The sequence below is a fragment of the Arthrobacter sp. GQ119 genome, assembly GCF_059759125.1.
Genome location: NZ_JCAXEA010000006.1, coordinates 166282 through 185289 on the forward strand (window position 1 = coordinate 166282; position 19008 = coordinate 185289).

The following is a 19008-nucleotide window of genomic DNA, read 5'->3' on the forward strand; positions in this document are numbered from 1 at the left end:
GCCGTGCCGTGAATTTTTCCTCTCCGCACCCGTGATGTGGCCTCCGCCACTAATGATGTGCGAGGGGGTGGTTTCGCATGGGCGGTTCCAGGCGGCAATCGAAGGTATTCGAGGCACCAGCCTTCGACGCGCTGGCGGATGCCAGCCCCGACGCGCTCCTGGCCGTGAATCCGGAAGGCATCATCCTGCTGGCGAATGCAGCGGCCAGCCGGCTGTTCGGGTACTCCCGGGATGAGCTGGTGGGCGGCGAGCACGGCTGCTCCTGTCGGAGGGATTCCGGAATGAGAACTTTCTGCTCTTTGAACACCTTCAGGAACATCCCAATGAGCCGCCGCCACCACGCGAGGTGTACGGCGTGCACCGCGACGGCACTGAGTTCGCTGCCGAGGTGGCCGGTTCCCTGCTCGACGACGGCGGCTCGCAGGTGCTGCTGGTTTCGGTCCGGAGTACAGAGGGGCCGCGCATCAATCTAGGAAGGGCTGTATCGCATGGAGCAGACTCGCTACTGATCCACGACTCGCCGGAAGCGTAGAGAGTTTACCCTTGGTTCATCTTGGCAGTCCTGTGAACGAGACGGGCCTGCGACAGACTTTTAGCACTCCACGAATTGATCACTTGTAATCGTTCGACCAGACCAGCGGAAAACGGACGCCAAGATGCACTCCGGGACCGCCCGGGTCAAGATGCCGCCGGGGAGGAACCCCGCAGACCGGAAGGATAGTTATGGCCGGCTTGTTCGAAGTGTTCGTTGATGCTGAGTCGCATTTCAGGTTCCGCCTCAAAGCCCCCGATGGGACCGTGCTGGCCGTGTCCAAGGCCTTCGACGGTAAGCCCGCAGCCGTTGCCGGGATAGCCGCCGTGCGTGAGTGTGCAGGTACCGGGCTGATTACCGACCTCGGCGAGGCCGGCCGGAGGGATCCGACGTCGTCCGCTACTGCTTCCCAGCGCCACGAAGCCCAGTGGTTCCCGGCTGGTGAAATCCGCACACGTGCCAGGGCGATACCCAGCGCACCCACGCCGCGACGGACCGGCGCGGCCTGAGCTCCGAGTTCAGCAAGATCACTCAGAAATTCCGGCGCCCAGCACCCTTGTGCCGCCATCCCGCAATTCCGTAGCTTCGCCAGGCCAAAACATTCTGCTTGTAGCCGGGAGATGTCCGCGGGTGTACCTCTGCCATTAATCCGGCATTCATGTTCAGCGCTTCCAATTGTGTATAGGGACTTGATCGCCGAAGTCACCGCAACGCAGCGGGAGTCATAGCCCGCTAATGGAGGGAATGATCAACCGTGCAAAAGCGTGCTGTCAAATACTTCGGAGCCCTGAGCCTGGCCTCCGCGCTCCTCGTCCTTACCGCCTGCGGCGGGCAAAACAATCCATCGACAACCGGAAACACAACGGGCGGAGGCGCCAGCGGCAGCGTCTCCGTTGACGGTTCCTCGACAGTGGCCCCCTTGACTGAAGCCGCAGCCACCAGTTTTCGCAGCAAGAACTCAGGCATTAACGTCTCGGTTGCAACGTCTGGCACCGGTGGCGGATTCAAGAAATTCTGCGCCGGGGAGACCGACATTTCAAACGCCTCCCGCCCGATCAAGGACGAAGAGTCCGCCGAGTGCAAGGCCAAGGGTATCGCGTACACCGAAATCGTTATGGCGAACGATGGGCTTTCCGTCGTCGTGAACCCCGAAAACGACTGGACCAAGTGCCTCACGGTCAAACACCTGAACAAGATCTGGGGCCCGGCAGCCGAGGGCAAGATCAAGACCTGGAAGGACGTTGACCCCTCCTTTCCTGCTGAGAAGCTCGACCTGTTCGGCGCAGGCACCGACTCGGGTACCTTCGACTACTTCACCGAGGCCATCAACGGCGAGACAGGGGCCATTCGCACGGACTACAGCCCCTCCGAGGATGACAATGTAACGATCCAAGGCGTCCAGGGATCAAAAGGCGCTTTGGGCTTCTTCGGCCTGTCCTACGCAGAGGAAAACCCCGACGCCGTCAAGATCGTCCCGGTGGACAACGGCTCAGGCTGCGTCACTCCTTCTACCGAGACGGTCCAGAACGGCACGTACAAGCCGCTCGGACGGCCGTTGTTCGTGTACATTGCGAACAAGTCCTACACCGAAAAGCCCCAGGTCAAGGAATTCGTTGACTTTTACGCTGAGAATGCACCTGCGATCGCCAAAGAGGCCCTATTTATCGGTCTGACTGAAGAACAGTCCGTCAAGGCCAAGGAATCGCTGGCCTCGATCGGCAGCTAGCGGCCGACTCTCGATAGCCAGTTGCTTCTGTCATGACAACCGTCCGTGAGAAGGGCGGTCCGGCCAAAGCGCCGGGCCGCCCGATCCCGTTTACGTTCACCGGAAAAAAGCGCCACGGCGAACGCGTCATCCGTATCCTGCTTGCCCTGGCCGCGGCCGTCACCATCGCCACGACCATCGGCATCCTGCTGGCACTGATAGTGCCGGCGTTCGGATTCTTCCGGGAAATCCCGGTGACCGACTTCCTCTTCGGTGACCGCTGGGCGCCGCGCTTCGCTCAGGCGTCGTTCGGAGTGGTACCGCTGGTTACAGCCACGCTGTGGACGACGCTTATCGCTCTTGTGATCGCCGTGCCATTCGGTCTCGGGGCCGCGATGCTCCTGTCTGAATACGCCAGGCCGGGCGTTCGCAAGGTACTCAAGCCGGTTCTGGAAATCCTCGCCGGCATCCCCACGGTGGTCTACGGGTTGTTCGCCCTCACCTTCGTGCAGGCCAATGTGTTCCGGCAGTGGCTCGGCCTGGACACCGGCGCCTTCAGTGTTCTCGCGGCCGGCGTCGTCATGGGCATCATGATCGTTCCGACGGTCGCGTCCGTTTCCGAGGACGCCATGTCCGCGGTTCCTCAAGCAATGAGGCAGGGCTCCGCAGCCCTGGGGGCCAACCGGATGCAGACCACGCTTCGGGTAGTTTTCCCCGCTGCATTGTCGGGCATCATCGCCGCTATCGTTTTGGGCGTATCCCGGGCGGTCGGTGAAACCATGATCGTCGCGATGGCCGCAGGCAGCCAGGCCCGCATAGTCTCGGGACCGCTTGAACAGGGCCAAACCATGACCGGCTTCATCGCCAGCGCCGCCCTGGGCGATTCGCGCGTGGGGTCCATCCAATACGACACACTCTTCGCGGTGGGGCTGCTGCTGTTCCTGATCACCTTGCTGGTCAACTTCATCAGCATCGCCCTCGTCCGTAGATACAGGCAGGCGTACTAATGAGAACTGGTCAGCGGAACGTCCTGGACCCCGTCAAACCGCTCGGTTACCGGGCGAAGAAGCTCAGCGGGGAAAACAGCCCGGCCTCGTTGGCGTTCCTGATCCTGATTTGGGCCGCCCTGGCGGTGTCCTTCGTCTTCCTTCTGGTGCTCATCATTACGACATTCGTGGAAGGTTTCGCCGTGATGCGGCCTGGACTGTTTACCAATTATCCCTCGTCGTCACCCAGGGACGCAGGAGCGCGACCCGCCATACTCGGGTCCGTGTGGGTTGTAGCCGTTACGGCAATTCTGACCATCCCGTTGGGCGTCGCGGCCGCTATTCATCTGGAAGAGTTCGCAGACAAACACAACAAGTTCAACCGCATGATCGAGCTGAACGTCCAGAATCTCGCAGCGGTCCCCTCCATCATTTACGGACTGCTCGCCTTGGCTTTCCTGTCAATGTTGGGGTTCCAAAACAAGAATGTCGTCATCGGCGGGGCAATGGCACTGGGTTTGCTGATCATGCCGGTCATCATCATCGCCACGCGCGAAGCCATCAGGTCCGTTCCCCAGGAAATCCGCGAAGGCTCCATGGCGCTGGGAGCCACAAAGTGGCAGACCGTTTGGCGTCAGGTCCTGCCATCCGCCGTGCCCGGCATCGCCACTGGATCCATCCTGGCGCTTTCCCGGGCGCTGGGCGAGGCAGCTCCCCTGCTGGTCCTGGGCGGGCTGGTGTTCGTGAGTTTTGACCCCAACGGCATCATGAGTCAGTTCACGACCATGCCCATCCAGATCTTCAACTGGTCCAGCCGTCCCCAACAAGAATTCCACGAACTCGCCGCCGCGGCGAGCATCGTCCTGCTTGTCCTGCTGGTCCTCATGAACGGCCTGGCCATCTACATCCGTAATCATTATCAGAAGCGGTGGTAAACCATGACCAAAGACACCGGCGTTCCCGTCCTCAAACCGGAAGAGGAGGCACGTCTGCACGAGCAGCACGGCGTCGCGGTCCACGTGGCCCCCACACACAAGCGCGGCGAGAACACGGACCGCGTGCGCGATGCCATCCTGACCTGCGAGGACGTCAACGTTTACTACGGTGACTTCCGCGCCGTCACAGGTGTCGACCTGGAGTTCGCCCGCAATCAGATCACGGCGCTTATCGGCCCGTCCGGCTGCGGCAAATCCACCCTCATCCGGGTATTGAACCGCATGAACGACCTGATCGACGGCGCGCGCGTCGAGGGCAAGGTCTCCTTCCGCGGCGTGGACATGTATGCCAAGAACGTCGACGCCATCGAGGTCCGCCGGCGCATCGGCATGGTATTCCAAAAACCCAACCCGTTTCCCAAATCCATCTACGACAACATTGCCTACGGCCCCCGGGTGACCGGGATGAAGGTCGAGAACATGGATGACCTCGTTGAAGAGGCACTCACCGGCGCTGCCTTATGGACCGAGGTGAAAGACAAACTCAAGCAGTCGGCGTTTGGACTGTCCGGCGGCCAGCAGCAGCGGCTGTGCATTGCGCGGACCATCGCCGTCAAACCGGACGTGATCCTGATGGACGAGCCTTGCTCCGCCCTTGATCCCATCGCGACGACCAGGATCGAGGATCTGATGGCGGAACTGCGCCGGAACTACACCATTGTGATTGTGACCCACAACATGCAGCAGGCAGCGCGCGTCGCGGATCGGACGGCCTTCTTTACAGCACTCGCTGACGAAGGCACGGGCGACCGGACAGGCGTCTTGGTTGAGTATGGGACGACAACGCAAATATTTGAATCGCCGCGCGATCAGCGGACCGAGGATTACATTTCCGGCCGCTTCGGATGAATTCACCATGAAATCGCCTCTCGAACACAATCCCCCGGTTTCGCGCCGTCGCCATTGGCCGTATAAGGTCGTGGCGGTCACTGGCCCCTCACCCATCATCGTCGACTCTGACCAGTCGTTGATTCCCGGGGGAATCGAAATCTGCCGCTATCAGGATCCGGCCAGTGCGCTCGTGAGCATCGGAGCCGACCCGCCCTCTCTGGTTCTCGTGACCACGGACATCGAGGGCATTCCGTTGCCCGATTTGGTCCGGGTACTCGTCGGGCAGGCAGATGTCCCTGTCCTGGTCGGAGTCCGGAGTAGTGCCGAGGGCCGGGACCAGGGTTTCCAGGCGCTGGAATGCGGCGCGAAGGGTCTGGTCGCCTTGCCGTGTACTGCAGAACGGCTGGCCAAAGCCATAACCCAACTCAATCTGCGTGCGCCCACCGTGGCTGCACTCCTGACCAACGGACCCATCGTTCTGAACACGCAGTCGCGCCGCGTGCTGGTTGGAGGCGAGGATGTCCATCTGACGAGGAACGAATTCGACGCTCTCGCTTATCTCATGGCCGCAGCCCCCAGAGTCGTTCCTTTAGAGGAGCTAACGATGCATTGTGCACGTGAGCGCGCTATGGATCAGGATGGGCCGCGCACGGCGTTGGGCCGGGCCCGCCGCAAGATGGAAGCCTTAGGGGTGTCCGCCGTCATTGAAAACGTGCGGGGTGTTGGCTACAGAATGTCCCATAATCCGGAGCAGACAACTGTTCGCGTACAGCATCCTGAGTAGTGTTGGCTGCTCCCCCGGATCGCAGACTCGCACGGCCGCTCGCACGAATGCTGATTTTCAGGACCTTCCAGAATCCAGAGTAGGGAGTATCTGCCATGGCCGACCAGCACGACATCAAACTCGGGCTGCAGGACAACACCGAGGTCTTGCAGCGCATCAGCAGCCGTCTGGCCGTGCGTTTCGCCGGGATCTTTGCCGCCGAAACAGTGGAGCGCTACGTTTTCGAGTCCTACGCGGCCTTGGCCCGGACAGCCAAAGTCACTGCCTATCTGCCCGCCACCGCCGAGCACTTCGCCAACGATAGGCTCAGGGCCCTGGCCAAATCCAAGAACGAAGCGTCATTCTCGTCCGGGATCCCGGAAGTTCTGTTCGTATGTGTCCAGAACGCCGGCCGGTCCCAGATGGCCGCCGCGCTGCTGAACGTCGAAGCCAAAGGTAGAATCCACGTCCGCTCTGCTGGCTCCATGCCCGCTCCGGACCTGGATTCTGCTGTGGTAGCGGCGATGGCCGAAATGGGCGTGGACCTCACCAAGGCTTACCCGAAACCGCTGACAGACGACGTCGTGCGGGCATCGGATGTGGTCATCACTATGGGCTGCGGCGATTCCTGCCCAATCTACCCGGGCAAACGATACGAAGACTGGCACCTGCCTGATCCCGCTGACCAGTCCCTGGCAACAGTCCGCGCCATCCGCGACGAAATTCATGGCCGCGTCAGGATCCTCGTATCATCCCTGCTGAACAAGGAAGAACCAGCACCATGAATGCACGTCAGCGGTAAAATCCTCGTGTGGGCACAGGCGTCAATGCCTCACCAGGGCAACTCGAACGCAGGATTGCCCGCTTCCGGCTCGGCCGGCACTGTTCTGGGGTTTTATTAGCTGGCCCGCTCAGCGCGCCAAGGTGGTTGGTCTGCCTCAGACCTCTCGGAAGCAGTTGCCGGCCTACCGCGCCGTCGTGTCCTTCTCCGGCGACATGTCGCGTCTCTCAATCAGCGGTCGTGTCATCGCAGCCCCAAAGCCATACCCGTCGCTCCTGGTAGTCACGACCCTACAACGTCCACGGAAACTGCCGGGCAACAACCTAAGGACTACACCCGATGTCAGTTATGGCGATGGCTGGCGCACGGGGCGATGGTGACATCATCCTTTGCTCCCGACGACCTCGCCGCCTGGGGTTGGCGCATCCCGTTCGTCATAGGCGGCGTCCTCGGCGTCGTCGGTCTCATCCTGCGGGCCCGCGCAGACGAGACCCCTGAGTTTGAGGCATCTGCCCTCGTCGATCAAAAGTCCGCCTGGGCGCGCCTGATGGACCTGCTCCGCGAACACCCGAAGGCTCTGCTGCAGGCAGCGGCGCTCTCTGCCCCGGCCGTGGCCTACTACACCTGGGCCACCCTCCTCCCCACCTACGCCAAGCTGACCACCGGCCGGGACCTGTCCTCCACCCCGGCCGGGAGCGTTATCGGGCTGGCCTTGCTCGTCGTCATCGTGCCGGTCTGCGGCGCGCTCTCGGATCGACTCGGCCCACGCAAGATCTTCCCAATCATCGGTGCCATCGGCATGATCGTGCTCTGCTACCCCTTGCTCCTGCTGCTCAACCAGCCGGGCTTCGGCGTATACGTTCTGGTGTCGGCATCCGGATGGGTGGTTCTCGGTATCTGGCAGGCCGTTTACCGACCATTCAGGCCGAACTGTTTCCAGCATCAGTCCGGGTAGCAGGCATTGGTTACGCCCATCAGATCGTCATCGCCGTCTTCGGTGGCACCGCACCACTTATCGCCGCCGCATTCGTCGGCGCCGGACAACCCATGTACGTCGCGGTCTACATGATCGCGATTGTCACCCTCAGTCTCATCGTCTACTTGACGCTCCCGGAGACTGGCAGCCGGGCCGGTTGCCACCGTAGCTCCGGCAGACCCGGAGGTACTGGAGGGTGAGCATCTGCTCTCCGAGACTGCACACGGCGGGATCCAGGCGAATGGTTCCAAGCCGTAGGCGTCCTTCTCGTACTCCCGTGACCATGTAACGCCCCCGCACTTCGGGGATCGCCCTCGACCGAGGTCCGGTCGAGGGCGATCCCATGTCCGGCCAAGGCCAGCAATGGGCTGGTTGATGATAAACACAAGTGAGTCGCGGACACCTCCGAAGTTCACGCTTGTCGAGAACAGGCCACTCCGGCGTCAGATTGAGCTACACCCGAATCTGACGATGTAGCGGGTCTTCCACCCAGGAATGGATCTTGGTGTACTCCTCGACCAACAACCCGTCACCGACCGCGTGAATACTTCGACCAAAAGGAGTTGATACTGGTAAGGCCAACCCCACCCCGGTAGGGAATCGAGTACTACAGTGGATGCATGGCTCCCAGCCGCCATCCGCTCGACGACCTCCGCGAAACCATCGGCCATCTGGCCGATCAGCTCAAGCTGGCCAGTTCAGAGCGCGTCGACGGCCTGGTCGGCGATCTCATCGGTGCGAGGCCCGGGCCGGCCCGGCCGCTGTCCGAGGTGCAGGCCGAGCTCGACGCGCTGGTCGGGCTGGAGACCGTGAAGGAACAGGTGCGGGCCCTCGTCGCACTGCTCCAGGTCCAGGCCCGCCGTAAGGCGCACGGCCTGCCGGAGGTGGCCACATCACAGCATCTGGTGTTCCTCGGAAACCCGGGCACGGGCAAGACCACCGTGGCGCGGCTCCTGGCCGAGATGTACCGCGCGGTCGGTCTGCTGCAGAAAGGCCATCTGGTCGAGGTCGACCGTTCGGGCCTGGTGGGGCAGTATGTCGGCGCGACCGCCATCAAGACGGACCGGGTGATCCGGCGTGCGCTGGACGGCGTCCTGTTCATCGACGAGGCCTACGCGCTGGCCCCCGAGGACGGCCGGATGGACTTCGGCCCCGAGGCGATCGAGGTCCTGCTCAAGCGGATGGAAGACCACCGCCACCGCCTGGTCGTGATCGTGGCCGGGTACCCGCGGCTGATGGAGACCTTCTTGCTCTCCAACCCCGGACTGCGCTCCCGGTTTGCCCGCGAGATCACGTTCCCCGACTACTCCGTCGACGCACTCCAGACGATCTTCCACCAGATGCTGGCCCAGCACGAGTACACGCTGGAGCCGGGTGCGGACCAGATGCTGCGCCGCATCCTCACCGGGCTCCACGCGGGCGAGGACTCCGGCAACGCACGGTTCGCCCGCACGCTGTTCGAGCAGGCGCTCAACCGTCAGGCGCTGCGGCTGTCGCTCGACGAGGAACAAAGTCTCGACGCGCTCGATCGTGAGACCGTCATGACGCTCACCGCGGACGACATCGTCGAGGCCGCGCTGGCCTTGGGCGAGGACCCGGAACCGGAACCGACGCCGGAATCGGAACAGTCACGTTGGCGGCGCTGGCTGGCCTGACCGTATCCGCGGCGGCTGTCAGGCGAATGCACGTACCGCCCCACTCAACCGCGCTAAAGGCTCTGACCTGCGGGAAAGCTGTGCCCAAGGTGGGGCTCGAACTGCATTCGGGATCTTGCAAGCACTGGAAACTCCCGAAAACATGCGGAATCGGAAGCAGTTCGACGGTTGAAAAGCCCGATCCGACGTAAAACGTGTGGACAGTAACCACACCCACTTCGGCAAAACAAACCGAGCACTTACTGCTCCCGTGACGTCTAAGGGGAGCCATCCGAAAAGAACTTCTTACCAAAATCGGCGACGTCATGCTGTGCCCGCAGCCCGGACCATGAACTGGTGTTGGACAACCACGCCCAACGGACCGAACCGAAACGAGGAACGACGAAACCCAGCCACAGCAGGCGGAAGGCCCACTAGCCAGGGACTTGAACCCGCCACCCACGCACCTGAATAGGCTCCGCGGCAGCCCGGCTACAGCCCGCGAACCTAGCGTCGGAGGACGCCACCACGGGAACTCCCGAAAGCATGGAATCCAGCTCCACTCTAAGAGCTGACCTTTCCCGCGAAAATTTCGTACGTCGCCGGGGCAATTTGTTCGTACTTGCCCCGCTCACCAAGCTGGCAGGGCGGGCAGGAGTCTGTCGGCCTCGATGTGCTCCGCCTCGCCCCGTGCGAGCCACTGGAGCAGGCCTTCCCGGTCCGACGTAACGTGCAGGGCGCCGTCACCAATCACCCATTCATCCCGCTCTTCGGTGACCAGGGTCATTCCCGGGGCACCCTTGGCGCGCAGCGAACGCACCACGGCTTCGATGGCGTTCAAGAGTGAATCAGGGTCGGCCTGCGCGGGCCGGAGTCCGTGTTGCCTTGAATGACTTCGGCACCGGCTACTCTTCGCTGGGCCGGCTGCAGGATCGACCCGTGGACACCGTGAAGATCGACAGGACGTTTGTTTCCCATGGTCCGGACAGGTGAAGAGCGGCTGCCGATCCTATGCTCGATGATCAACATGGCGAACGGCCTGGGCCTGACCGTCACCGCGGAGGGCGTGGAGACGGCGACGCAGGCCCACTAGCTCACGGCGTTGGAGTGCGATTCGCTGCAAAACCTGTACTCGCTCCCGGAACGGGGCAGTCGGCTGGAACTGGCAGTGCGCCACGCCGAACAGGCGATCAACACTCTGGAGGGGCTCTCCGAGCAGGCTTGACCAGCAGCGGCACGTCTGAGCAGCCGCGCCACGCCGCCGCGGACATGGTCCACGCGGTCGCGGCGAACGGCCCTTCCGGAGCTGTGAGGGATATCATAAAGATGCGTCTCCGCCGAGGTCTCGGGCGGCCCCAAGTCTCGGTTTTTTGTGGGTAACGGGCGCACCTATGGGGGAGGGTATCCGCGTGTCTCATACAGGTCTACTTGAGCAACGTCCCGCCACCGGCACGAGCATGGCCAAACTGGGTTGGCTGATTGTGATTGGCGCCGTGGTCATGACCGTTCTCGGGCTGTTTTTTGCTGCCAACAGCGGCACTCCCGCTGCCATCGTGACGGGTGATCTCTCCATCCTCCTGGCAGCCGCGCTGGCAGGCCGCAGTTGCGCCCACGCCGCCCGCCGTGGCGGCTCAAATGCCCGCGCCTGGACCCTGATGTCGGTGGCCGCCTATGTCTGGGCGGCCGGCATGCTCGTCTGGACGTACTACGGCCTCGCCAACAACCACGTCTACCCGTTTCCTTCCCTGGCGGATGCCCTATTCCTGGCCTATTCGTTGCCGGCCGCCGTCGCGCTTTTCAGCTTCAAGCGGCCGGGCGGGACCACCCGGGTGGGGCTGATCCGGACGGCGCTGGATGGGGGCGTGATCGCCGGCTCGGTCCTGGTGATCAGCTGGCACACCGCGCTGGGGCCTGCGATCAGCTCGGACGGCGACCTCCTGACGCGGCTCACCATCACCGCCTACCCGGTGGTGGATGTGGTGATCACGTCGCTGGTGCTGGCCCTCGGGATGCGCAGGCAGCCCGGCGAGCGACTGCCGTGGCTGTGTTTCGGCGGCGGCCTGCTGGTCCTGACAATCACGGACAGCACCTACGTGAGACTGACGTTCGAAGGCGTCACGGGTGTTACGGGCTCCCCCCTCGCCCTGGGCTGGATCAGCGCCTTCCTCCTGATTGCGCTGGCGCCGCTGCTCCCCTACGCGGAAAAACCCCGGCCGGACCGCAAGGCATTTGCCCTGGCCCTGGAACTGCTCCCCTACGCTCCGATCCTGCTGGCCGTGGCAGCGCTGGTAGCCCCGCACGTGCACGAAATCCAAACCTTCCTGCTGGTGGTGGGAAGGCTAACGGTGGCATTGATCCTTGTCCGGCAGGTCCTGATCGTCGTCGAAAACCTCACCCTCACCACCGGACTCGAGAAGGAAGTGGCCGCGCGCACGCAGGAGCTCGAGGGCCTGGGGGCGATCGTCAATTCCTCCTCGGATGCCATCCTCAGCACCACACCGGAGGGCGTCATCACCAGCTGGAATCCGGGCGCCGAGCGCCAGTATGGCTACTCGGCCGAGGAAGCGCTGGGCCGCGACGCGCGGTTCCTGCTTCCGCCGGGTAGCACGGGCCGCGAGGACGAGGTGGTTGAGGCCCTCAATAACAGCGCCGACGCCATGAGCTACGAGATCGATCACCTGCGGAAGGACGGGACGGTCATCCCGGTCTCCCTGACCATTTCCCCTATCCGGGAGGCGGGAAACATCCGCGGGGTCGCCATCATCGCCCGGGATATCACCCTGCGGCGGGCAGCCGAGCAGGAGCTGCAGGCCGCGCGGGAAGCGGCACTGGAATCCAGCCGGCTCAAGTCCGAATTCCTCGCCACCATGAGCCACGAGATCCGCACGCCCATGAACGGTGTGGTGGGGCTGACGGCGCTGCTGCTCGAGACCCCGCTGGACGAGACACAGAAACAGTATGCGCAGGGCGTCAAGGGCGCGGGCGAGGCGCTGTTGGCCCTCATCAACGACATCCTGGATTTCTCCAAGCTGGAGGCCGGCAAGGTGGACCTGGACATCCGGCCCTTCGATCCCCGCCTCCTCGTGGAGGAAGTGGCAGGCCTGCTGACCGAACCGGCGCAGGTCAAAGACCTGGAGCTGATCGCCTACTGCGACCCCGACGTACCGGCCAGACTGCAGGGCGACTCCGGCCGGATCCGCCAGATCCTCCTGAACCTGGCCTCCAACGCCGTGAAGTTCACCGCCTCCGGCGAAGTCTCCATCCGGGTAAAGGTGGAAACGCCTGACGCCGAGCCCGGCTCCATCGCGACGGTCTATTTCGAAATCCGCGATACGGGCATCGGCATCGATCCCGCCCACCATGCGAGGCTGTTCGAGTCGTTCTCGCAGGCGGACGCCTCCACCACGCGGCGCTACGGCGGCACCGGCTTGGGCCTCGCCATCTGCAGCCGGCTCACCGAAGCCATGGACGGCGAGATCGGGCTGGACAGCCTCCCGGAGGAGGGCAGCACGTTCTGGTTCCGGATCCCGCTGCCGGTGGCGCCGCCGTCAACCGCCCCTGTCCCCGCGGCCGGCTTCCTCGCCGGACTGCGCGTACTGGTGGTGGATGACAACGCCACCAACCGACTGGTGCTGGAATCCCAGCTGCGGGGCTGGAAGCTGCAGCCGGAGACGGCTCCTGACGCCAGGGCTGCCCTTGCCCGGGCGCGCGAAGCGGCTAAGGCCGGGAAGCCGTTCGACCTCGCCGTGCTGGACCTGTGCATGCCGGACATCGACGGCCTGGAGCTGGCCCGCGAAATCAAGGCCGACGCCGGGCTGGCTGGCCTCGAGCTGATCATGCTCACCTCCACCATGCAGGTCGACGCGGTGGAAATAGCCAACGCGGGGGTCCGCGAATGGCTGATGAAACCGGTCCGGAGCTCCGAGTTCTACAACCGCTTGGTCCGCCTGATGTCCACGCGTGAACATGCCGCGGCGTCCGCTGCCACTGCCGCAACTGCCTTTGCCACCGCGGAGCAGGCTTCCTCAGGGCAGTCCGGCGCCCCGGAGGTGCCGTCCCGCGGCCGCATCCTGGTGGTGGAGGACAACGAGGTGAACCAGCTGGTGGCCCGCGCTACCGTGACCAAGTTCGGGTACGCCGTCGATGTGGTGGCCGATGGCGCCGCGGCCGTCGCAGCCACCGCCCGGAACCAGTACGCCGCAGTCCTGATGGACTGCCACATGCCGGTGATGGACGGGTTCGAAGCCACCCGTGTCATCCGGCTGCGCGACGGCAAACACAGCCGCCTGCCGATCATCGCGATGACCGCCGGCGCCCTCGACGGCGATCGGGAACGCTGCCTCACCGCGGGCATGGACGACTACCTCTCCAAGCCCGTGAACGCAGCGGAACTCGAGGCCGCGCTGGCACGCTGGGTGCCCGACCAGGCTCCACAGCTGCTGGCTGTTACGGGTGGCCGGCCGCCGTCGGTGGATCCGGACCGGCTGGCCACGCTGCGGGAACTCGGCCCGGAGGACGGCCTGGGCCTGCTGCCCGCCGCAGCCGAGGCCTTCCGGAAGGACGTCCCGTCCCGGCTGGCAGTGCTTCGGGAGTCCGTCCACAACGGCGGCGGCCAGGCGCTGGTCCAGGCCGCGCACGCCCTGAAAGGCGCGGCGGCCAACATCGGAGCCACCGCCGTCGCAACCCTGTGCGGCGAGCTGGAGCAAATCGGACGCAGCGGAAAGAACGACGGCGGCCCGCAACTGGTCAGCCGGCTGGAAGCCGAACTCGTGCGGGTGAACTTTGAACTTGATCTCGCGCTGGAGGTGGCGCAGTGAAAGTCCTGGTGGCCGATGACGATCCGGGCTCGCTCCTGGTGGCCAGGGCCGCCGTCGAACGTTCCGGCCATGACTGCCTGGCAGCGGCGGACGGCGACGAAGCCTGGGCTCTGTACCTGGAGCACCGGCCGGACGTGGTGGTCACTGACTGGATGATGCCGGGAATGGACGGGTTGGCGTTGTGCCGGGCCATCCGGGCGCGGGACGCGGACCTGTACACGTATGTGGTGCTGCTGACGTCGCAGGGGTCCCGGGACGACCTCCTCGCGGGGCTGGAGGCCGGCGCCGACGACTACGTCACCAAGCCGCTGGACCCGTTTGTGCTGCACGCGCGGCTGCTGGTGGCCCTGCGGGTGACCACGCTGCACGCCGACCTGGCGCATTACCGGAAGGTGCTGTCCCAGCAAGCCCGGACTGATCCGCTCACGGGCCTGCACAACCGGCTGAAGCTGTCCGAGGACCTGGAGCAGCTGCACGCCCGCAGCCAGCGCTATGCGGAGGAATACTGCGTGGCCATGTGCGATGTGGACAATTTCAAGAGCTACAACGACATCTACGGCCACCAGGCGGGCGACCTCGCGCTGCGGACGGTGGCGGCCGCCCTGCTGGGCGGGGCGCGCAAGAGCGACGGCGTGTACCGGTACGGGGGCGAGGAGTTCCTGCTGGTCCTGCCGAACCAGTCGCAGCTGGGCGCGAAGGCGTTCATGGAGCGGGCGCTGGACCGCGTGCGGGACTTGGAGATTGTCCACTCCGGGGATCCGCTGGGGCAGCTGACCTTGAGTGCCGGCATCGCCGCCTTCAACGCCGGCCACAGGCCCGACGCCGAGACCCTGCTGGGCGAGGCCGACGCCGCTCTGTACGCTGCCAAGGCAGCCGGCCGGAACCGGGTGGAGCTAGCGGTCTAGCTAGGTCAGGGAGCAGGCTCAAACAACGTTTATGACGGCAGAGTTCACTGAGTACCGGCTTCCAAGGCGCAATGCGCCGCTCACGATCCAGAATTTCGTTCGGCGCTCCTCCGTCGCTTATCTCCTCGCGAAATTCTGGAGAGTTCCCGGTTCCCCAAGTTGCGTCCGGACCCTCAACAGGCAGTGCATCGTGGCCTGCCAGGATTCGTAGCGTCCGTAGTTCCCCGGGTCCAGGATGAACTCCCAGCTCATCTCCAGTTCGGCCCGCAGGTCCTCGGGCCAGTGCCGTATCCCCGCTTCAAGTGCCACCCCGGCGACGCGGACCCTGTCATCGACTTCATCAAGGGCGCGCTCCAGCCGGGCCATGTACTCCTCATCGCTCTCACCGGGGAGCTCGATGATCAGCGGACTCCGGTTCAGAGCCGAATGCCAGTCACCGAAATGCGAGAGCAGCACCCGCTCACAGGGCATCCCTGCACGTCAGCAGCACCTCCCCCGGTGAGTCCTTGCGAAATGCAGCGTTCGGCGGCACAGCCCCGCTGGTTGTGGCGGCACTCATCGGCGCCACCGGGAACAAAGTCGTTCCCGCTTACTATCTGATGGGCGCTGCCGTTCTGGGACTTATTTCCGTCTTCTTCCTTAAGGAGACAAGTAGGAAACCGTTGAATGGGTCAATGCCCAATGTGGAAACCGAGGACGAGGCCGAACACCTCGTGGATAGCCAGGACACCAACAAACTCCTCGATCCCGACGAGATGCCTCTCCCCCTCGTGGCCTACTCACGAGATGGGAGGCACAACTAGCTACCTTCAGTTGATTCTCGGACGACGAGCTGACAGACCTCGACTCCAACGCGCAGGAGTCGATAGCGGAAATACCTGAGGCGGCGCGTGCTCAAGGGCTACCTGCGCCATCTGGCCGCCTCGGTTGTTCTCATCGACGAGCTGTTGCAGGACATTCATGTGCTGCATGGCAAGACGGAGATGACCCGTGATGACATCGGCGCGTCGTAGTCCTTTCGGGCCTTCCGCAGCAGTACGCGGACAAGTACAACGGGCTGTTTCGCTCAGCGTTTCCTCATCGAGGCTGCCGATATGAGCGCCGAACTTGCGGCCTGCTGGACCTACCCCAGCTGTGTGGCCGAGGAACTGGCATGGTTACGGGAGACGGATGGGCTTCAAGTTCTTCGTAACCCAAAGGGGAGCTTGAAAAGTTGCTCGTCGATTACTATCCCCACATCAGGTTGAACTACACCCAGATCTGACACGGGGCAACTGAACAAACCGTTGTCAGAATAGGATCCAAACCGCTGTGTCCGACGCGGTCTTGAATTTCATGACGATAATCAGACGGAAGGTTTCGGAGACGCGTCACCGGATCGGCACGAAGAGCGCGGCCAGCGTTTCTGTTGTGGCTAGAGTGGCAGCGTGAAAACTCTTGGGATTGATCTGGCTGCTGATCCGAAGAGAACGGCTGGTGCGGTCATTGAATGGCTTGACGGGCAGGCGCGGCTTGTTCATGGGTCTCTCGGCGTCAGGGACGAAACCATTGTCGAGCTTTTCGGAGCATCAGATGTGACCGGTGTCGATTGCCCTCTCGGCTGGCCTCGGCCCTTCCTGTCATTCCTGCTCGGTCTTTTCCGGGATGATCCGGATGCCGTGCTGCGTCATGACGGGTTGGAGGGCCGTCGTGAGCTTGCCTACCGGGCCACCGACCGGTTCGTCACGCGGACAACGGGTCTGATTCCGTTGAGCGTCTCGGCGGATCGGTTGGCGCATCCGGCCATGCGCTGCGCCGTCATTCAGGCCAAAATCGCGCGTGCCTGGGGTGTTCAGCCCCGGGACGGTACGGGACGTCTTGTCGAGGTCTACCCTGCCGCCTCCTTGAAGATATGGGGCGTCTCGGCCCGAAGGTACAAAGGCCGCGGGACGCCTGAGTCGGACGTTCGCGAGGACATCCTGGGCCAACTCACCGCCGCGGCCCCTTGGCTGGACCTTGGCGCCTACCGGGACCAGCTGATCGCCTCGGATGATCTGCTCGACGCCGTCATCGCATCCCTGATAGCCCGCGCTGCTGCCCGCCGGGCTACCCTGCTTCCCGGCCCCGATCAGGACCTCGCAGCGCGTGAGGAGGGCTGGATCCACCTGCCGACCGGTTCGCTCACCGACCTGAACAATTAGCACGACCTGGCTGCCCATGACCAGCCGTGAAACACTGCCCCCATAATGCCCACGCTTAGCGTGCCGATGACCATCGCAGCGGACGGCTGCCCGGCAGAGCGTTCCAACGTTTCCGTGTCCACTCTGGCTGATTCCTCAACGCCCAGGACGCCGGGCGATCCAGCTCGGGCATGGCAAGCCCGACGCTGAAGTTGTACTCCTGGAAACGCCGTCCCCGATCCCCTCTCGAAGAGCTGGTACTGCCGGATTGACAGCCGGTGGGCATCTCCATAGTGCGCCTGGTCTGGACAGGGACCGAGCTCCTGACCGGCGATCATTCACCCCTTCACCATCAGGACTATTCCGTGGCCCCGATCCCGAATGAATTTCATCCGGGCGCCCGGACCACGGTGGGTAGTCTCGAGACCTTCAGTTAAGGGCGGGGAGTACGTGGGCCACCACTTCCAAGTCGGCCTCGAGCCAAGCCAAGGTGCGGCTTGCCATCGGATTCAGAAGCCTTCCGTGTGGGCACTTTCGGGAGGCAGTCAGAACTCTCGGGCAAAAGCGCCCTGGTGGTCATGCACTTATCCGCCGGACCTGCGATGAACAGTCGTGGAAGGCAGAAACAGGCAACGACACAGCACAGACGCACTCCCCCAACTCCAAACAGGTCATGCAGCTAGGACCCAGCCCGACCATGAAGGAGTAAGAATCCCTACCGACAGGAAGCACCCGTCCCACAGCAACGGCCACCAAACGAAAAGGGCCCCCGAAGGGGCCCACAAGTCAAGCTTTGTACACCGTCAGCAGCAAAAAAGCCCGTGACCTGCGAAAACACTGTGCCCGAGGTGGGACTCGAACCGCATTCCAACCCCTGCAAACACTGGGAACTCCAGAAAACATAGCCAATCCGAGTCAATCCGGCGGATGTACGAACCAGTCCGAAGCCCAGAGTGTGGACAATGTCCACACTTTCTTTTTGCCCATTTCCCTGCACCATCGATGCGACTGGCTCGCCTCCGGGGAGGCGCGGCAGATCCATCTTCTGGATACTGACGCTCCGACCCGAACTGCCAGACTCCAGACCCTGGGTTGAGGCATGGAAGACGATGGGCCTCACTCGAAGCCGTCCCGACGGGGGCAAGACACGGACTTGGACTGGATGCGGGTCATGGACGGAAGTTCCTCCTCAGCACAGCCTCAGCCCGGGATTCACCGGCAAGGTGATGGCCGGAACCATCAAGACGATCCCCAAGAGCCGGGACGCGCAGCCCCCGGGAAGTCGCCGCCGCTGGCGCCTAGCTGGCATACCACGACGTCGGCTTCACCACAGGCCTGGTCCTCTGCATCTCAGGCGGACTGACCAGGTGACGACCATACCCCAGGCACCGTATACACTTCGGGACCTCCGGGACCTCCGAACAGGGGCGCCACAACACCCTTCTCATCTAATCGATTGTGGTTGCCCGGCTCCAGGCCACGCCAATTTGCTGAGTTGCGGTACTCGAGGATTTGTCCGATGCGTCAGGCTGTCGTAAGACAGCCTGACGCATCGGGTTGCGCCCTTCGAACTGGCAGGGAAATGCTAAAACAGGCAGGGCTATTCTTCAGGTGCCAGGGTGATGGTGGTTCCGTTGAGATGCTGACTGAAGTCGAGCTGGCAGGAGAGCCTGGAGCCGCATTCCCGGTACCCCTCGGCTTCGACGAGCAATTCCAGCTCATCGTCGCTGCGTTCCCCAAGGGTGTCGAAGACCTCCTTCTCCACGAACACGTGGCAGGTTGCGCAGGAGGCGGTGCCGCCGCACGATGCCAGGACAGGAATGTCATTGTCACGCAGGGCCTCCATCAGGGTCTGGTCCGGCTCCCATTCGAGGCTGTGGGTGGTTCCTTCTCGGTCGATTACGGTCATCTTGTTGTTGCTCAT

General features: G+C 63.4%; 19 protein-coding genes and 1 pseudogene. 17 read left to right on the forward strand and 3 right to left on the reverse strand.

Going from position 1 to position 19008, the window contains the following annotated elements; translation table 11 throughout:
* Positions 1 to 77: 77 nt before the first annotated feature.
* The 11 genes and pseudogenes from AC6CH3_RS07815 to AC6CH3_RS07865 form a co-directional block, all read left to right on the forward strand.
* Positions 78 to 233, forward strand: a pseudogene (locus AC6CH3_RS07815) (PAS domain-containing protein); the annotation flags it as partial.
* A 122-nt stretch (positions 234 to 355) separates the two neighbouring features.
* On the forward strand, positions 356 to 532 hold the full coding sequence (locus AC6CH3_RS07820) for a hypothetical protein (RefSeq protein WP_498131934.1): 177 nt from the start codon (positions 356 to 358) through the stop codon (positions 530 to 532).
* 191 nt (positions 533 to 723) lie between these two features.
* Positions 724 to 1041, forward strand: coding sequence for a YegP family protein (locus tag AC6CH3_RS07825; protein WP_498131890.1), 318 nt, complete (start codon positions 724 to 726; stop codon positions 1039 to 1041).
* 245 nt (positions 1042 to 1286) lie between these two features.
* Positions 1287 to 2258, forward strand: coding sequence for a PstS family phosphate ABC transporter substrate-binding protein (locus AC6CH3_RS07830; protein ID WP_498131891.1), 972 nt, complete (start codon positions 1287 to 1289; stop codon positions 2256 to 2258).
* Positions 2259 to 2290: 32 nt separating this feature from the next.
* Positions 2291 to 3244 carry a phosphate ABC transporter permease subunit PstC gene (gene pstC, locus AC6CH3_RS07835; RefSeq protein ID WP_498131892.1) on the forward strand — a complete coding sequence of 318 codons (954 nt, stop codon included), beginning with the start codon at positions 2291 to 2293 and terminating at the stop codon, positions 3242 to 3244.
* The gene (pstA, locus tag AC6CH3_RS07840) at positions 3244 to 4158 is read left to right on the forward strand and encodes a phosphate ABC transporter permease PstA (protein ID WP_498131893.1); all 915 of its coding nucleotides are present in this window, start codon (positions 3244 to 3246) and stop codon (positions 4156 to 4158) included. The genes pstC and pstA overlap by 1 nt, the downstream gene beginning before the upstream one ends.
* Before the next feature lie 135 nt (positions 4159 to 4293).
* Positions 4294 to 5067 (forward strand): phosphate ABC transporter ATP-binding protein PstB, encoded by a 774-nt coding sequence (pstB, locus tag AC6CH3_RS07845; protein WP_498131931.1) that lies wholly within the window; start codon positions 4294 to 4296, stop codon positions 5065 to 5067.
* A gap of 70 nt (positions 5068 to 5137) precedes the next feature.
* Entirely contained in the window at positions 5138 to 5833 is a 696-nt protein-coding gene (locus tag AC6CH3_RS07850) for a winged helix-turn-helix transcriptional regulator (RefSeq protein WP_498131894.1), read from the forward strand.
* A 95-nt stretch (positions 5834 to 5928) separates the two neighbouring features.
* Positions 5929 to 6597 (forward strand): arsenate reductase ArsC, encoded by a 669-nt coding sequence (locus AC6CH3_RS07855; protein WP_498131895.1) that lies wholly within the window; start codon positions 5929 to 5931, stop codon positions 6595 to 6597.
* Between the two features lie 372 nt (positions 6598 to 6969).
* Complete coding sequence (locus tag AC6CH3_RS07860) at positions 6970 to 7548, forward strand: MFS transporter (RefSeq protein WP_498131896.1); 579 nt, start codon at positions 6970 to 6972, stop codon at positions 7546 to 7548.
* Positions 7549 to 8189: 641 nt separating this feature from the next.
* Positions 8190 to 9224, forward strand: a complete 1035-nt coding sequence (locus AC6CH3_RS07865) for an AAA family ATPase (protein WP_498131897.1) — start codon at positions 8190 to 8192, stop codon at positions 9222 to 9224.
* Positions 9225 to 9834: 610 nt separating this feature from the next.
* On the opposite strand, the gene AC6CH3_RS07870 is transcribed toward AC6CH3_RS07865, so the two are convergent.
* Positions 9835 to 10044, reverse strand: coding sequence for a hypothetical protein (locus AC6CH3_RS07870; RefSeq protein WP_498131898.1), 210 nt, complete (start codon positions 10042 to 10044; stop codon positions 9835 to 9837).
* A 2-nt stretch (positions 10045 to 10046) separates the two neighbouring features.
* Here AC6CH3_RS07870 and AC6CH3_RS07875 point away from each other — a divergent pair, with 2 nt between their 5' ends.
* The 3 genes from AC6CH3_RS07875 to AC6CH3_RS07885 all read left to right on the forward strand — a co-directional run bounded on the left by AC6CH3_RS07875 (position 10047) and on the right by AC6CH3_RS07885 (position 14925).
* A complete protein-coding gene (locus AC6CH3_RS07875; protein ID WP_498131899.1) occupies positions 10047 to 10196 on the forward strand; it encodes an EAL domain-containing protein in 150 nt (49 codons plus the stop codon).
* 416 nt (positions 10197 to 10612) lie between these two features.
* On the forward strand, positions 10613 to 14020 hold the full coding sequence (locus AC6CH3_RS07880; protein ID WP_498131900.1) for a PAS domain-containing hybrid sensor histidine kinase/response regulator: 3408 nt from the start codon (positions 10613 to 10615) through the stop codon (positions 14018 to 14020).
* A complete protein-coding gene (locus tag AC6CH3_RS07885; protein ID WP_498131901.1) occupies positions 14017 to 14925 on the forward strand; it encodes a GGDEF domain-containing protein in 909 nt (302 codons plus the stop codon). The genes AC6CH3_RS07880 and AC6CH3_RS07885 overlap by 4 nt, the downstream gene beginning before the upstream one ends.
* Before the next feature lie 117 nt (positions 14926 to 15042).
* Here the strand turns inward: AC6CH3_RS07885 and AC6CH3_RS07890 are convergent, their stop codons facing one another.
* Positions 15043 to 15396 (reverse strand): hypothetical protein, encoded by a 354-nt coding sequence (locus tag AC6CH3_RS07890; RefSeq protein ID WP_498131902.1) that lies wholly within the window; start codon positions 15394 to 15396, stop codon positions 15043 to 15045.
* A gap of 203 nt (positions 15397 to 15599) precedes the next feature.
* Between AC6CH3_RS07890 and AC6CH3_RS07895 the strand changes: the two genes are divergently transcribed.
* The 3 genes from AC6CH3_RS07895 (at position 15600) to AC6CH3_RS07905 (ending at position 17105) form a co-directional block, all read left to right on the forward strand.
* A complete protein-coding gene (locus AC6CH3_RS07895) occupies positions 15600 to 15728 on the forward strand; it encodes a hypothetical protein (RefSeq protein ID WP_498131903.1) in 129 nt (42 codons plus the stop codon).
* Positions 15729 to 15815: 87 nt separating this feature from the next.
* On the forward strand, positions 15816 to 15938 hold the full coding sequence (locus tag AC6CH3_RS07900) for a hypothetical protein (RefSeq protein WP_498131904.1): 123 nt from the start codon (positions 15816 to 15818) through the stop codon (positions 15936 to 15938).
* 414 nt (positions 15939 to 16352) lie between these two features.
* Positions 16353 to 17105, forward strand: coding sequence for a DUF429 domain-containing protein (locus tag AC6CH3_RS07905; protein ID WP_498131905.1), 753 nt, complete (start codon positions 16353 to 16355; stop codon positions 17103 to 17105).
* A 1579-nt stretch (positions 17106 to 18684) separates the two neighbouring features.
* Here AC6CH3_RS07905 and AC6CH3_RS07910 read toward each other — a convergent pair.
* Positions 18685 to 19008 carry a 2Fe-2S iron-sulfur cluster-binding protein gene (locus tag AC6CH3_RS07910; RefSeq protein ID WP_498131906.1) on the reverse strand — a complete coding sequence of 108 codons (324 nt, stop codon included), beginning with the start codon at positions 19006 to 19008 and terminating at the stop codon, positions 18685 to 18687.

Coding starts and splice junctions, on each gene's coding strand:
- AC6CH3_RS07910 (WP_498131906.1), bottom strand. CDS start 19,008: ATGAGCAACAACAAGATGACCGTAATCGACCGAGAAGGAACCACCCAC.
- AC6CH3_RS07895 (WP_498131903.1), top strand. CDS start 15,600: ATGCCCAATGTGGAAACCGAGGACGAGGCCGAACACCTCGTGGATAGC.
- AC6CH3_RS07865 (WP_498131897.1), top strand. CDS start 8,190: ATGGCTCCCAGCCGCCATCCGCTCGACGACCTCCGCGAAACCATCGGC.
- AC6CH3_RS07890 (WP_498131902.1), bottom strand. CDS start 15,396: ATGCCCTGTGAGCGGGTGCTGCTCTCGCATTTCGGTGACTGGCATTCG.
- pstC (WP_498131892.1), top strand. CDS start 2,291: ATGACAACCGTCCGTGAGAAGGGCGGTCCGGCCAAAGCGCCGGGCCGC.
- AC6CH3_RS07855 (WP_498131895.1), top strand. CDS start 5,929: ATGGCCGACCAGCACGACATCAAACTCGGGCTGCAGGACAACACCGAG.
- AC6CH3_RS07825 (WP_498131890.1), top strand. CDS start 724: ATGGCCGGCTTGTTCGAAGTGTTCGTTGATGCTGAGTCGCATTTCAGG.
- pstA (WP_498131893.1), top strand. CDS start 3,244: ATGAGAACTGGTCAGCGGAACGTCCTGGACCCCGTCAAACCGCTCGGT.